The organism is Acetobacterium sp., from assembly GCF_039830195.1.
GTDB lineage: Bacteria > Bacillota > Clostridia > Eubacteriales > Eubacteriaceae > Acetobacterium.
Genome location: NZ_JBDODG010000030.1, coordinates 48,047 through 61,751, shown reverse-complemented (window position 1 = coordinate 61,751; position 13,705 = coordinate 48,047). Strand labels below are relative to the sequence as shown.

Sequence of the window (13,705 nt, the reverse complement as noted above, 5' to 3'; positions counted from 1 at the left end):
GCAGAAACTGGCGGCGTAGCCGGCCAGGACATCATAATGATAAATAATGAGTGCAAATTAATTTGCACAAGGAGGTTATAGGGAATGGCCCAAAATATAGGGAAGGTTGTTCAGGTTATTGGACCAGTAGTCGATGTTAAATTTCAAAAAGACCAGCTGCCAAAATTGAACAACGCTGTTAATATTGAACTCAATGGACACACCCTGGTAATTGAGGTAGCTCAACAACTAGGAGATGACATTGTCAGATGTATTGCTATGGACTCCACAGACGGTCTGGTAAGAAATCAGGAAGCTGTGGATACAGGAGCATCGATTCAAGTGCCGGTAGGGAAAGCAACCCTTGGCAGAATGTTTAACGTTTTGGGTGAACCAATTGATGGAAAACCCTTTGATACAACCGGTGTAACGATGCACCCGATCCATCGTCATCCACCATCTTTTGAAGAACAACAAACCCAGCCAGAAATGTTTGAAACCGGAATCAAAGTCGTTGACTTGATCTGTCCTTACGTTCGAGGTGGTAAAATTGGTCTGTTCGGTGGTGCTGGTGTTGGTAAAACCGTACTGATTCAGGAATTGATCAATAATATTGCAACCCAGCATGGTGGTTTATCCGTTTTTGCTGGCGTTGGTGAACGTACTCGTGAAGGGAATGACCTTTACTACGAAATGATGGAGTCTGGGGTTATTGATAAAACATCCCTCTGCTTTGGTCAGATGAATGAACCCCCAGGAGCCAGAATGCGGATTGCGCTGACCGGACTGACCATGGCTGAATATTTCCGTGATCAGGAAGGCCAGGACGTGCTTCTTTTCATCGATAATATTTTCCGATTCACCCAGGCTGGTTCAGAAGTTTCGGCGCTGCTGGGTCGTATGCCAAGTGCGGTTGGTTACCAGCCAACCCTGGCTACCGAAATGGGTGCGCTACAGGAACGTATCACATCCACCAGCAAGGGTTCAATTACATCGGTTCAGGCTGTTTACGTACCTGCCGATGACTTAACTGACCCTGCTCCTGCGACTACCTTTGCCCATCTGGATGCTACCACAGTACTTAACCGTGCCATCACAGAAAAAGGTATTTACCCAGCTGTGGATCCCCTGGATTCTACTTCTCGTATTCTTGATCCCAAAATTGTTGGCCAGGAACACTACGAAACAGCTCGTGAAGTACAGGAAATTTTACAGCGTTACAAAGAATTACAGGATATTATCGCAATTTTAGGGATGGACGAATTGTCTGACGCCGATAAAATTACGGTATCCCGGGCGCGTAAAATTGAACGTTTCCTTTCTCAGCCATTTAACGTTGCCGAACAGTTTACCGGTACGGCTGGGGTTTATGTAACCATTGGCGAAACCATCAAGGGCTTCAAAGAAATCCTTGAAGGAAAACATGATGATTTACCAGAAAGTGCCTTCCTGATGGTCGGTACAATCGAAGACGCAGTTGCTAAAGCAAAAAAAATAAAAGGTTAGTTGAGGTGAGTTTTAATGGCTGAAACTTTCAGATTAAAAATCATTGCGCCAACCGGCATCTTTTTCGATGATGATATCGAGCGTATTGTTATCCGGGGAACAGAAGGGGAGTTTGCTGTGCTTGCAGAGCATACACCACTGACCACCACAGTAGCCATTGGTACCTTTAATATAATTTTTGGCGATAGAAAAAGTAAATGCGGCACCCTCCTAGGAGGCGTTGCCACCATTAATCCCAGAGAGACCATTATTTTAACCGATGCGGCTGAATGGCCGGAAGAAATTGATCTTAAACGAGCTCAAGAAGCAAAAGAGCGGGCTCTGCAACGTATTAAGGATGAAAAATACGATACAGCCCGAGCTCAAGCAGCTTTGGAAAGAGCAATTGCGCGTATCAATTCAAAAGAAGGTTTATAATTCAAAGATTTTAAATTAAATAAAAGAGAGTTGAGATTCATTATGAGTCTCGGCTTTCTTTTTTTTATTTTGCTTTTTGGGGGCAAGTGTTTTAAAGACCCTTTTTCTGTGCTATAATCTAGGTTGAAAGTTAGGGACATTGTGTGTCAATCGATGAATGATAAAACTATGAGTAAACAGCGATGTGATGGTACAAGGACTTAAAACCATTGCAAACGGAGGATAAGGAATGAATATTTGTATTATCGGACTGGGTATTCTGGGAATTACCTATGGTTCTATTTTGTCAGATTCGGATGTGAATGTGATCTGCGTCGATACGGACGAAGAAACAATCAATATGCTCACGGAGGGTGAATTGCCGATTTATGAGCCGGGATTAAAGGCGTTGGTTTCGACTTCAGTATCAACTGGCCGGTTGTACTTTAGTTCAAATATTCAAAACGCCATTAAAAAAAGCGAAATCATTTTTATAACCTGTGAAGTGCCGACCAATGATGATGATTTTCCCGATCTCCGCTTTATGAAGCCGATCGCCCAGAGCATCGGCAACCATATGGAAGGTTATGTAACGGTGGTGATTAAATCAACGGTGCCGCCAGGGACCTGCCAGATTATCCGGCAAACGATCCAAAAAACCCTGGATGACCGGGAGGTGGATATCCCCTTTGATGTCATCAGCAATCCGGATTTCGCCCGCAAAGGCTCGATGATCAAGGATTGTCTGGTACCGGATATGGTGGTCATCGGATCGGACTCGCCGGCCGCGGTAGAGCGCTTAAAAAGTGTTTATGACAGCCTTCATGTCCGAGAAGAAAACTATGTGATCACCGATCCCCAGAGTGCGGAAATGATTAAATACGGGGTCAATGCCTTTTTGGCCACAAAACTTTCCTTTATCAATGAGATGGCTTTGCTTTGTGAAAACGCCAATGCTAATATTCTCGATGTTTCCAACGGTATGGGGCGTGATGAGCGGATTGGATCGGGCTATCTGGACGCTGGCCCGGGCTATGGCGGCAGTGACTTGCCTAAGGATTCCAAGGCCCTGGTAGAGATTGCCAAAGCTTATGGCGAGGATTTTATGGTAGTCAAAGGTGCCATTCAGGCCAATGAGAAACAGAAAAATAAAATGGTCGAAAAAATCAAACGGATCATGGGTAATCTGGAAGGAAAAACCATTGCCGTTTTAGGTTTGTCCTACAAACCGGAAACCACCGATATGCGGGAAGCTCCTTCGGTTAATATCGTCAAAGGTCTGGTAGCTGACGGAGCTAAAATGCAAATTTATTGTCCAGAAGGAAATCAGGAAGCGAAATGGCGATTGCACAACGAGAAGGATGAGATCACCTACTGTCATGATGTTTATGAAGCGGCCCAGGATGCCGACGCCATTGTCCTGATTACCAGCTGGCGGGAATTCAAAGGAATGGATCAGGAACGGGTTCGGACCGGCATGAAAGACAACTTTTTCTTTGATTTTAGAAATCTATTTGGGGATGAACCACCAAAAGGTTTTATTTATTCAGGTCTGGGAATTCCGGAAAAGGAGATAAAATAACATGAAAAAAGTTCGCAAAGCAGTTATTCCGGCGGCAGGGTTGGGGACCCGATTCTTACCAATTACCAAATCGACGCCGAAAGAAATGCTGCCCATTGTTGATAAACCGACGATCCAATATATTATCGAAGAAATTGTGGCATCGGGGATCGAAGAAATATTGATTATCAATGGCCGCAATAAAGAAAGCATCATCAATCATTTTGATCGGGTACCGGAACTGGAAGCCTTGTTAAAAGCTGGCGGAAAAACCGAGGCCTTGGAGCAGGTGGAAGCCATCACAAACATGGCGAAAATCTTTTCAGTGCGACAGAAAGAAGCTAAAGGGCTGGGCCATGCGGTGCTTTGTGCCAAAGAATTTGTGGGCGATGAACCCTTTGCAGTGGTGTTGGGGGATGATATTGTTTATAATGATGAAAACCCGGCCCTGAAACAAATGGTGGAGGTCTATGATACTTATGGGGCATCAGTAATCGGGGTTCAGCAGGTTGCTCCGGACCAGGTCAATAAGTATGGTATCGTTTCCGGGGATGCGGTAGGCGAACGGGTGTATCAGGTCAATGATCTGGTCGAAAAGCCGGCCATTGGCACCGCGCCATCAAACATGGCAATTTTAGGGCGATATATCATCACCCCGGGAATATTTGAGGTGCTTGAGCATACCGGCAAGGGTGCCGGCGGTGAAATTCAACTCACCGATGGCCTTAAAACCCTGGCGGCGATGGAAAAGATGGTTGCCTATGACTTTGTCGGTAAACGTTATGATGTCGGAGACAAGCTGGGCTTTCTTCAGGCTACCGTAGAATATGGCTTAAGGGACAATAAACTGGGCGCCGATTTTAAAAAATATTTAGAAACCTTATTGAATAATAAATAGATAAATCTGATTGATTTGAGCAAGGGACTAACAAGCCTGTGTGATCACCCGAAAGGATTGGAGAAAGGAATACAATGGACTATAAAAAAGCTTATCAAAACTGGTTAAATCAGCCGGAACTGGACGCCGAACTACGGCAGGAGCTGGTAGCCATCACTGACGAAAAAGAAATTGAAGACCGCTTTTATACCGACCTTGAGTTTGGCACCGGGGGCATGCGGGGGAAAATGGGCGCCGGTAACAACCGGATGAACATTTACACCGTGGCTAAGGTAACCTATGGCTTGGGAAAATACCTGCTGCGGCAGGATATTCAGAACTGGGAAAAGGGTGTGGTCATTGCTTATGACTCCCGCCATAACTCCAGAAAATTTGCTGAAACCGCGGCTGGGGTGCTGGGGAAAATGGGGGTTGCGGCCTACCTGTTTGAAGAGCTGCGGCCAACACCGGAACTGTCTTTTGCGGTGCGGGAGCTGAAAGCTGCCGGTGGTATTGTTATTACGGCATCCCACAATCCCAAAGAATACAATGGCTACAAGGTCTATGGACCGGATGGCGGCCAGATGGTGACGGCCGCGGCCGATGCCTTAATTGCCGAAATTGCCAAAATTCAGGATGTTTTTGATATCCCGATTATGACAGTAGCGGAAGGCCGCAATCAGAAAATCATTAAGACGGTCGGCGAAAAAATGGATAATGCCTTTACGGCGGCCGTAACAGCCATTTGCCTGCCCAATCCCAACAGTGACTTGAAAGTGGTTTATACGCCACTGCATGGTTCGGGTAATCAACCGGTGCGCCGGGTCCTGGCAGAATTGGGTTATCAGGATGTAATTGTGGTACCGGAGCAGGAGTTGCCGGATGGTGATTTTACCACAGCGCCCTATCCCAACCCGGAAGATCGTTCGGTCTTTACTCTGGCTATGACTCTGGCTGATGAATGCGGCGCCGATATTATTATTGGCACCGATCCGGATTGCGATCGGGTTGGGGTGGTTGGCCGCAATCAAACCGGTGAGTTTGAAGTCTTTACCGGCAATCAAACCGGTGCCTTGCTGGTTGATTATTACCTGAAAACCCGAACTGACCTGCCGGATAATAAGGTGGTTATCAAAACAATCGTCACCAGCGAACTGGGGGGGATTGTGGCCAAATCACATGGTGCGGCTGTGTTGGATGTGCTGACCGGTTTTAAATACATCGGCGAATGCATGACGGATTTTGAGCAAAGCGGCGATTATACCTTTGCCTTTGGCTACGAAGAGAGTTATGGTTACCTGGCGGGAAACTACGCCCGGGATAAGGATGCCGTCGTCGCATCAGCCCTGGTTTGTGAGATGACCGACTATTATAAAAAACAGGGGCTGAGTCTTTATGAAGCTCTGCTTGGCCTGTATGAAAAGCATGGTTATTTTATTGAAGACGTGGTCGCCTTGACCCTTGAAGGCATTGCGGGAAAAACCAAAATCACGGCCATTATGGAGAAATTCAGAACGGTCAGCTTCCCTGGTTTTGCCGATGCCAAACTGATTGGATTTAATGACTATGAAGCGGGTATCAGCAATGACATGGTTTCCGGAGCGAAATCAGAGATTGATCTGCCCAAATCAAATGTCCTGAAATTTATTTTTGATGACTATTCCTGGTTTGCCTTGCGTCCCTCCGGGACAGAACCCAAACTAAAGATTTATTTCTCGGTAACCGGAAAAACCCAGGCAGAAGCTACGGCGAAAAAAGAACTGCTGAAAAAGCAGGTAACAGATTTAATCTAGGCTTTGATTATGTTAAGATAGTTGCCAAAAAATAAAAAAAGCATTAATAAAAGGCGTTATCCCAATTCGCGGGATAACGCCTTTTGCTTGAATTGATTCGTAAAAGTAAAAACTAGTTAACCGTTTCTGTGGATGTACTGTCGCCGGAGCTGCTTTCTCCGGTCGAATCCGAATCAGTTGAGCCGGAATCAGATCCGGAACTGGAGTCAGAACCAGTATCTGAGTCAGTTGAGCCCGAACCGGAGTCAGAATCGGAAGAACTCCCGCCCGAACTGGAGGAATCTGAGTCTGACGAGCTGGAGCTATCAGAAGAATCCGATCCTGAAGATTCCGGGTTTGAATAGGTCGATCCCGAATTGCTGGAGTCGGAATAATCGCTGCTGCTGTCACTGTCGCTGGATTCGCTATATGAAGTGGATGAACCGGTGCCGGCGTAGTAGGCGATGGCATCACTGATTTCCTTGACTCGAGCTGAAGGGACATAAGCGGTATAGGTGCTTGAACCGGCAGTCGTTCCCGATGATACACTGGTGTTGGAACTGGTGGTCGGGCTGTTGACATTGGTGCGGTTGCCCGTGCTGGCAGAGGTGTTGTCGGTACTACTACTATCCGTTGCAGTTGATGAACTACCGCTGGCAGTGGTGGTATCGGTCGTGGTGGTCGTCTGGGCAGGCCCGTAGATAAAGGCATGAAGGGCAATCACATTATTGACCAGATTGTTCGGCACGACATAAGAAACGCTGTTGATCATGGCAGTGGTCGCGTAGGCATCGGTGGGCAGTCGGAACTCCATAAACTGTTTATCCGGCGATTCTAAAAACGCCTTGGCATAGGTGGTCAGCTCACTGATTGAAAGGGTGGTTTTGATGTAGGGATAAACCTTGCCCAACAGGCTAATGCCGGTGGCCATATCAATATTGAAGGCTTTATCGGCAATTTGACCGACAACCTCCCGCTGGCGTTCGGTACGATAGAAGTCGTCATCACTAAAACGGTTTCTGGCATAGGCCAGAGCCTGAACGCCAGTGATGGTTTGCACCCCGGTTGTTTGCAGATAAGGGTCAGATTTACCAACCTTGTCGTTGACATCATCAATATACTTATTGGTCCATTCCAGAACATCTTCATTTTTCACATTGACTTCAACCCCGCCCAGAGCGTCAACGGTATCGACCATAGCATCAAAATTGACGATCACATAATCTTTGATATTTAAATCGAAATTCTCATTCAGGGTTTTAACCGCCAGTTCAGGTCCGCCATAGGCATAGGCAGCATTTATTTTATCAAGACTTTCATAAGTGTCTTTGGTTTCGGGTATTTGTACCAGTAAGTCACGCATGACCGAGGTAACCTTGATGTTTCCATTTCTGAAATCCATCGAGACAATCATAATCGTATCGGTACGATCACCCTCAATGTCGCTACGTCCGTCCACTCCAAAAACGGCAATATTGATGGTATCAATATCCAGATCATTATTAACTTTTAAATCAGCCTCATCCATTTTTGGTTCGGCAACCATTTGATTTATCTGGCTGATGGTATTAAAGCCATATACTAGTCCGGTGCCTATTAGTGAGACGATCAGAAATAGGATGACTAAAATTATTTTCTTTTTCATAAAGGTTCCTTTCGATTTAACGAGCTATAATCATATCAACCAATAATAACATAAATATGCTTAAAAAAACATTGAATTATCGTTTATGATCAAATATTAAACTGAAAAAGACTTTTTTTGGTGTAGTCTATTATCTTAAAAACCTGAAAGAATCTAGAAAAAAATAGACTTTTTTAAGGATATACAGTATAATGACAATGAATTTTTATGGCTTGACAGCTTAAAAACAGCGAAAAACCAGAAAAGATAAACACAACAAGAACGATGAAATAAGGTGAAATATGAAAGTTTTATTAACCGGTTCAAACGGTCAGCTGGGTCGGGAATTAACCCGGCAACTGCAGAAAAAAAAGATTGACCATGTTGGATATGATATTCCCGAATTTGACATTACCGATAAAGACAAAATGACGGCAATTATTGCCAAAGAGCAACCAACCGTGATTATCAATTGCGGCGCTTTGACCAATGTCGATGGATGCGAAACCCAAAAAGATCTGGCCATGGCGATAAATGCCGCCGGTCCCAGATATTTAGCGGAAATCGCCCGCGATCAGGATATTGTTTTAGTTCAGGTATCCACTGATTATGTGTTTGATGGTGCGGGGATTACAATGGATGGCGCGTTGCGGCCTTATCTGGAAACTGATCCCATCGACCCCAAAACAGTATACGGGGAAAGCAAAGCCGCGGGAGAAAAAGCTGTTTCCGAAACGGCACCCAAGTATTTTATTGTCCGGACTGCCTGGCTGTATGGGGACGGTAATAACTTTGTTAAAACCATGCTGGAGCTGGCCTCAAAAAATCCCAAACTGACGGTTGTCAATGACCAGGTGGGTTCGCCAACCAGTACCGTTGACCTGGCAGCAGCGATTATTGATTTGATCCATACCGATCATTACGGACTTTACCACGGCACCTGTGAAGGACAATGCAGCTGGTATGATTTTGCCGTCGAAATTTTCAGACTATCAGGAATTGATATCCAGGTGGAACCGGTAACCTCAGAGCAATTTGTCCGACCGGCACCGCGCCCCAAATACTCAGTGCTTGAAAACAAAGCGTTAAATGATTTGCAGATGAACCATTTCAGACCCTGGCAGGCTTCCCTGGTAGAATATCTGGAAAATTTAAAATAAACAATGCAGGATTCGCAAGCGTGCCTGATTTAGCTGTCGCTGTAAATCGGCCTCAAAGCGGATGGCACGCCGGGAATGCGTAAACAATTTACAAGAGAAGAGGCAATTATGAAAGGTATTATATTAGCCGGAGGTTCCGGCACCCGACTTTATCCGATCACCCGGGCAGTGTCCAAACAATTACTGCCCATTTACGACAAACCGATGATTTACTACCCGCTGGCAACCTTGATGCTGGCCGGGATTAAAGATATTTTAATCATTTCCACACCCCACGATCTCCCCATGTTCGAACGACTATTTGGTTCCGGGGAAGAATTGGGGTTGAATTTTGTGTATGAGGTACAGGATGCCCCTAATGGTCTGGCAGAGGCATTCATTATTGGCGAGAAATTCATTGGCGATGACAATGTGGCTCTGGTATTGGGTGACAATATTTTTTATGGTCATGGTTTTACCGAGACCATCAGAAAAGCTGCTAAACTGCAAAGTGGGGCGGTGATCTTCGGATATCCGGTAACCGATCCGGAACGTTATGGGGTGGTTGAGTTCGCCAAAGATGGCACCGTGCTCTCCATTGAAGAAAAACCCGAAAATCCAAAATCCAACTTTGCGGTACCAGGACTGTATTTTTATGATAATGCGGTGGTGGAGATTGCCAAAAACATTAAACCTTCTGAACGCGGGGAACTGGAAATTACCACCGTTAATGAAACCTATCTGAAACAGGGGAATTTAAAGGTTGAATTATTCGGCCGGGGAATGGCCTGGCTTGATACCGGAACCCATGACAGCTTAATTGAAGCCTCCAATTTTGTGGAGACGATCCAAAAAAGACAGGGGCTTTATGTGTGCTGCGTCGAAGAAATTGCCTATTTGCGGGGTTTTATCGACAAAGATCAGCTTTTGAAACTAGCGGAACCGTTGAAGAAAACAGCTTATGGTCAGTATCTGATCCAATGTTCTAAAGGCAAGTAGGTGGTATTATGGCAAAGATAAATGTAATCAAAACGAAAATCGACGGCTTGGTGATAATTGAACCATCCGTTTTTGGCGATCATCGCGGCTATTTTATGGAAACCTACAACGAGGAAGAATTCCACAAAGCGGGTTTAACGATGCGCTTTGTGCAGGATAATGAGTCCAAATCCTGCAAGGGCGTTTTACGAGGGCTTCATTTCCAGACTAAGTTTTCCCAGGGAAAACTGGTTCGGGTGACCAAGGGCGAGGTTTATGATGTTGCCGTGGATCTGCGAAACGGCTCGCCCACCTACGGACAATGGGCCGGGGTGCTGTTAACCGAAGCCAACAAGACCATGTTTTATATTCCGGAAGGTTTTGCCCATGGCTTTTTAGTCGTTTCCGAGGAAGCGGTATTTAACTACAAATGTACTAATTTATATGCCCCGGAATATGATGGCGGGATTCGCTGGAATGACCCGGAAGTCGGGATCCAGTGGCCTCTCGAGACAATCGATGAAATGTTGCTTTCGGAAAAAGACGGCCAACTGCCCTTTTTAAGGGAGATCAGCGAGTCCTTAAGATTTGAATAGATCGTATTTATAGGATAGAAGGAGTAATCATGAAAACAGTATTAGTCACCGGTGGTGCCGGATTTATTGGCTCTAACTTTGTAAAATATATGCTAAATCAGCACCCGGATTATAAAATAGTCAATTTAGATGTGTTGACCTATGCCGGAAATCTGGAAAATTTAACGGATATTGAAGACAACCCCAATTATGTGTTTGCCAAAGGGGATATTGTGGACCGTCCGTTTGTCAAAAATCTTTTTGATCAATACAATTTTGATACGGTAGTGAACTTTGCTGCCGAATCTCACGTCGATCGCAGCATTGAAGATCCGGAGATTTTTGTCCAAACCAATGTGATGGGAACCCTGGTTCTTTTGGATGAGGCGAAAAATCACTGGCAAACCGGAAAAGATGAAAATGGCTATCCGACCTATCGGGCTGGTGTTCGCTATCATCAGGTATCTACCGATGAGGTTTATGGGGCCCTGGGAAAAACAGGACTGTTTACCGAAGCGACACCGATCGCTCCCAACAGCCCTTACTCGGCATCCAAGGCCAGTGCCGACCTGGTAGTCCGGTCTTATGGTCAGACCTTCAAGTTGCCGGTAACCATCAGCCGCTGTTCCAATAATTACGGACCCTATCATTTCCCGGAAAAACTGATTCCGTTGATGATCTCCAATGTGGTGGCCTTAAAAAGCCTGCCGGTTTATGGCGATGGGATGCAGATCAGAGACTGGCTGCATGTCAAAGATCATTGTAGCGGCATTGATACCATCCTTGAACAAGGGGTAGCCGGCGAAGTCTACAATATTGGCGGCAATAACGAGAAAGCGAATATTGAAATTGTCCATTTAATTATCGAGGATGTCGGCAAGATGCTCCGCTCCGGTAAATATAAAATTGATAATGATGGTTCAAAAATCAACAAAGATCTGATCACCTATGTTGAAGATCGACTGGGACATGACCGTCGTTATGCCATTGATAATACCAAAATAACCACCGAGCTGGGATGGGAACCATCCTACACCTTTGAACAGGGGATTGCCGAAACCATTGAATGGTATTTAAACAATCAGGACTGGCTGGAACAGGTGAAGTCTGGCGGCTATCAGCAGTATTATGAAAATATGTACGGAAAAAAATAAAAAAAACAGAAAAAGTAGAATAGATGTAAATGAAAAAGCACAGTTTTTGTGCTTTTTCATTTAAGAATAAGAATGAGGTGTCAGTTTGTACTTGTTTAAAGATTTAATGGATTATATCAGAGATTTGTATGCAAATCGGAAACTGATCCAGAAATTTTCGATCAATGATTTTAAATCCCGGTACGCCGGATCATTTTTGGGGATTATGTGGGCGTTTATTCAGCCGACGGTAACCATAGCGGTGTATTGGTTTGTGTTTGATGTTGGCTTGAAGTCGGCTCCCACCGGCGGGATGCCCTTTATTCTGTTTTTGATAACCGGTATTATTGTCTGGTTTTTCTTTTCGGAGTGTCTGGTGAATGGAACGAATTGTTTTCGGGAATATAGCTACCTGGTTAAAAAGGTAACCTTTAATATTAAAATTCTGCCGACGGTAAAAATCATCTCTTCGTTGTATACCCATATCTTTTTTATTGCTTTCACAGTGGTGATGATGTTGTTGTACAGTCAGCCAATCACACCGCATTTAGTCCAGATTGTTTATTATCTGATCTGTTTGATAGTCTTTTTAACCGGTTTGACCTGGATAACGGCTTCGCTTCAACCTTTTTTCACGGATATCCTGCAATTCATCAATGTCGGTATGCAAGTACTTTTCTGGGGAACCCCGATTCTTTGGGATATAAATATATTTCCGGCAAATTTACTCTGGATTTTGAAATTAAATCCCTTATATTACATTGTCCAGGGATATCGGGAAAGCTTTTTTGGCACCGGCTGGTTTTGGGAACATCCCGTCATGACAGCGTACTTCTGGGGATTTTCATTTGTATTGCTGCTAATCGGAATTGCGGTGTATCGAAAATTAAGACCGCATTTTGCTGATGTCTTATAGAAAAATGTTGATCACGGATCAGTGGAGGAAATTATGTCAGATGTGGCAATAAAAATAGAAGACGTTACAAAAATCTACCAATTATATCAACGGCCGATGGATCGCTTAAAAGAATCCATGAGCTTTATCCGAAAAAGAGAATATCATCATAAATTTTATGCCCTCAATAACATCAATCTGGAAATTAAAAAAGGTGAATCGATTGGCATTGTGGGTAAAAACGGATCAGGGAAGTCAACCCTACTCAAAATAATTTCCGGCGTGCTGACCCAAAGCAAAGGCGATGTTTATGTCGATGGGAAGGTATCGGCGCTGTTGGAACTGGGAACTGGGTTTAATCCGGAGTATACGGGAATCGAAAATATTTATTCCAATGGTCTGATTATGGGCTACAGTAAGGAAGAAATGGACGAAAAATTAGATGACATTGTCAATTTTGCCCAGATTGGTGAATATATTTATCAGCCGGTCAAAACCTATTCCAGCGGAATGTTTGCCCGGCTGGCATTTGCGACGGCCATTAATGTAGATCCGGAAATACTCATTGTCGATGAGGTGCTGGCCGTTGGTGATGCAAAATTCCAGATAAAATGTATCAATAAGATGGAAGAATTTAAAGCTTCAGGAAAAACGGTACTTTTTGTCTCCCATACGCTGGAACAAATCAAACGCTTTTGCACCAAAGCGGTATGGATCGATCATGGCGAGATGCGGATGTTTGATGAGGTCACCCATGTTATTGATATGTATGAAAGCGAAATGCTTAAAGAATCCATGGAACAGAAAGCACTGGAAAAGGGCAATCCACTGGCTGAAAAAATGGAGTTTGAAGCAAGTCTGGGAAAAATTATTTCAGTGAGCTGTAATACGGAAACCCTGAATACCTTTGATGATTTCAGTGTCGATATTGAGTATGAGCTGTATGATGATCTTTCCAGTGAACCCCTGGTAGGAGTGGCTTTTTATACCATTGACCGACAATATATTTTTGGCCCGAACACTCATTTAGATGGGGTGACGATTCCCAAAACAAAAGGAATCCATCATGTCCGTTATGTGGTGCCCAAGCTACCGTTGCTGGGTGGAAAATATGAAGTGGATATCGGGCTTTTTGCAAATAAAAGCATTGTCAACCTGGATTATGAAACCGCGGCCTTTGTGATCTCGGTTGTAGCCGATTATTTTACCGAAGGTCTGGTTCATATGGAACATCAATGGGAAATAATTTAATAATGATAGAGGAAGGTTA

12 protein-coding genes are annotated in these 13,705 nt (G+C 44.5%); 11 read left to right on the top strand and 1 reads right to left on the bottom strand.

Going from position 1 to position 13,705, the window contains the following annotated elements:
• The first annotated feature begins 84 nt into the window (after positions 1-84).
• The 5 genes from atpD (at position 85) to ABGU93_RS08885 (ending at position 6,112) form a co-directional block, all read left to right on the top strand.
• Complete coding sequence (gene atpD / locus ABGU93_RS08905; protein ID WP_347413116.1) at positions 85-1,485, top strand: F0F1 ATP synthase subunit beta; 1,401 nt, start codon at positions 85-87, stop codon at positions 1,483-1,485.
• Between the two features lie 15 nt (positions 1,486-1,500).
• Complete coding sequence (atpC, locus tag ABGU93_RS08900; protein ID WP_347413115.1) at positions 1,501-1,902, top strand: ATP synthase F1 subunit epsilon; 402 nt, start codon at positions 1,501-1,503, stop codon at positions 1,900-1,902.
• A 229-nt stretch (positions 1,903-2,131) separates the two neighbouring features.
• Positions 2,132-3,463 (top strand): UDP-glucose/GDP-mannose dehydrogenase family protein, encoded by a 1,332-nt coding sequence (locus ABGU93_RS08895; RefSeq protein WP_347413114.1) that lies wholly within the window; start codon positions 2,132-2,134, stop codon positions 3,461-3,463.
• A 1-nt stretch (position 3,464) separates the two neighbouring features.
• Positions 3,465-4,340, top strand: coding sequence for a UTP--glucose-1-phosphate uridylyltransferase GalU (gene galU / locus ABGU93_RS08890; RefSeq protein ID WP_347413113.1), 876 nt, complete (start codon positions 3,465-3,467; stop codon positions 4,338-4,340).
• Between the two features lie 74 nt (positions 4,341-4,414).
• Positions 4,415-6,112: a phospho-sugar mutase gene (locus ABGU93_RS08885; protein WP_347413112.1), complete on the top strand. Its 1,698-nt coding sequence runs from the start codon at positions 4,415-4,417 to the stop codon at positions 6,110-6,112.
• Between the two features lie 112 nt (positions 6,113-6,224).
• On the opposite strand, the gene ABGU93_RS08880 is transcribed toward ABGU93_RS08885, so the two are convergent.
• On the bottom strand, positions 6,225-7,736 hold the full coding sequence (locus ABGU93_RS08880; protein ID WP_347413111.1) for an LCP family protein: 1,512 nt from the start codon (positions 7,734-7,736) through the stop codon (positions 6,225-6,227).
• Between the two features lie 281 nt (positions 7,737-8,017).
• Between ABGU93_RS08880 and rfbD the strand changes: the two genes are divergently transcribed.
• The 6 genes from rfbD to ABGU93_RS08850 all read left to right on the top strand — a co-directional run bounded on the left by rfbD (position 8,018) and on the right by ABGU93_RS08850 (position 13,686).
• Entirely contained in the window at positions 8,018-8,875 is an 858-nt protein-coding gene (gene rfbD / locus ABGU93_RS08875) for a dTDP-4-dehydrorhamnose reductase (RefSeq protein ID WP_347413110.1), read from the top strand.
• 108 nt (positions 8,876-8,983) lie between these two features.
• Positions 8,984-9,853 carry a glucose-1-phosphate thymidylyltransferase RfbA gene (rfbA, locus tag ABGU93_RS08870; protein ID WP_347413109.1) on the top strand — a complete coding sequence of 290 codons (870 nt, stop codon included), beginning with the start codon at positions 8,984-8,986 and terminating at the stop codon, positions 9,851-9,853.
• An 8-nt stretch (positions 9,854-9,861) separates the two neighbouring features.
• Positions 9,862-10,428 carry a dTDP-4-dehydrorhamnose 3,5-epimerase gene (gene rfbC / locus ABGU93_RS08865; protein ID WP_347413108.1) on the top strand — a complete coding sequence of 189 codons (567 nt, stop codon included), beginning with the start codon at positions 9,862-9,864 and terminating at the stop codon, positions 10,426-10,428.
• Between the two features lie 29 nt (positions 10,429-10,457).
• Positions 10,458-11,561 (top strand): dTDP-glucose 4,6-dehydratase, encoded by a 1,104-nt coding sequence (gene rfbB, locus ABGU93_RS08860; RefSeq protein ID WP_347413107.1) that lies wholly within the window; start codon positions 10,458-10,460, stop codon positions 11,559-11,561.
• Between the two features lie 106 nt (positions 11,562-11,667).
• Complete coding sequence (locus ABGU93_RS08855) at positions 11,668-12,456, top strand: ABC transporter permease (RefSeq protein ID WP_347413106.1); 789 nt, start codon at positions 11,668-11,670, stop codon at positions 12,454-12,456.
• 33 nt (positions 12,457-12,489) lie between these two features.
• Positions 12,490-13,686, top strand: coding sequence for an ABC transporter ATP-binding protein (locus tag ABGU93_RS08850; RefSeq protein WP_347413105.1), 1,197 nt, complete (start codon positions 12,490-12,492; stop codon positions 13,684-13,686).
• Positions 13,687-13,705: the final 19 nt, after the last annotated feature.

Excerpts from the sequence above, each read along its gene's own strand:
- atpD (WP_347413116.1), top strand. The coding sequence starts at position 85 with ATGGCCCAAAATATAGGGAAGGTTGTTCAGGTTATTGGACCAGTAGTC.
- atpC (WP_347413115.1), top strand. The coding sequence starts at position 1,501 with ATGGCTGAAACTTTCAGATTAAAAATCATTGCGCCAACCGGCATCTTT.
- ABGU93_RS08895 (WP_347413114.1), top strand. The coding sequence starts at position 2,132 with ATGAATATTTGTATTATCGGACTGGGTATTCTGGGAATTACCTATGGT.
- galU (WP_347413113.1), top strand. The coding sequence starts at position 3,465 with ATGAAAAAAGTTCGCAAAGCAGTTATTCCGGCGGCAGGGTTGGGGACC.
- ABGU93_RS08885 (WP_347413112.1), top strand. The coding sequence starts at position 4,415 with ATGGACTATAAAAAAGCTTATCAAAACTGGTTAAATCAGCCGGAACTG.
- ABGU93_RS08880 (WP_347413111.1), bottom strand. The coding sequence starts at position 7,736 with ATGAAAAAGAAAATAATTTTAGTCATCCTATTTCTGATCGTCTCACTA.
- rfbD (WP_347413110.1), top strand. The coding sequence starts at position 8,018 with ATGAAAGTTTTATTAACCGGTTCAAACGGTCAGCTGGGTCGGGAATTA.
- rfbA (WP_347413109.1), top strand. The coding sequence starts at position 8,984 with ATGAAAGGTATTATATTAGCCGGAGGTTCCGGCACCCGACTTTATCCG.
- rfbC (WP_347413108.1), top strand. The coding sequence starts at position 9,862 with ATGGCAAAGATAAATGTAATCAAAACGAAAATCGACGGCTTGGTGATA.
- rfbB (WP_347413107.1), top strand. The coding sequence starts at position 10,458 with ATGAAAACAGTATTAGTCACCGGTGGTGCCGGATTTATTGGCTCTAAC.
- ABGU93_RS08855 (WP_347413106.1), top strand. The coding sequence starts at position 11,668 with ATGGATTATATCAGAGATTTGTATGCAAATCGGAAACTGATCCAGAAA.
- ABGU93_RS08850 (WP_347413105.1), top strand. The coding sequence starts at position 12,490 with ATGTCAGATGTGGCAATAAAAATAGAAGACGTTACAAAAATCTACCAA.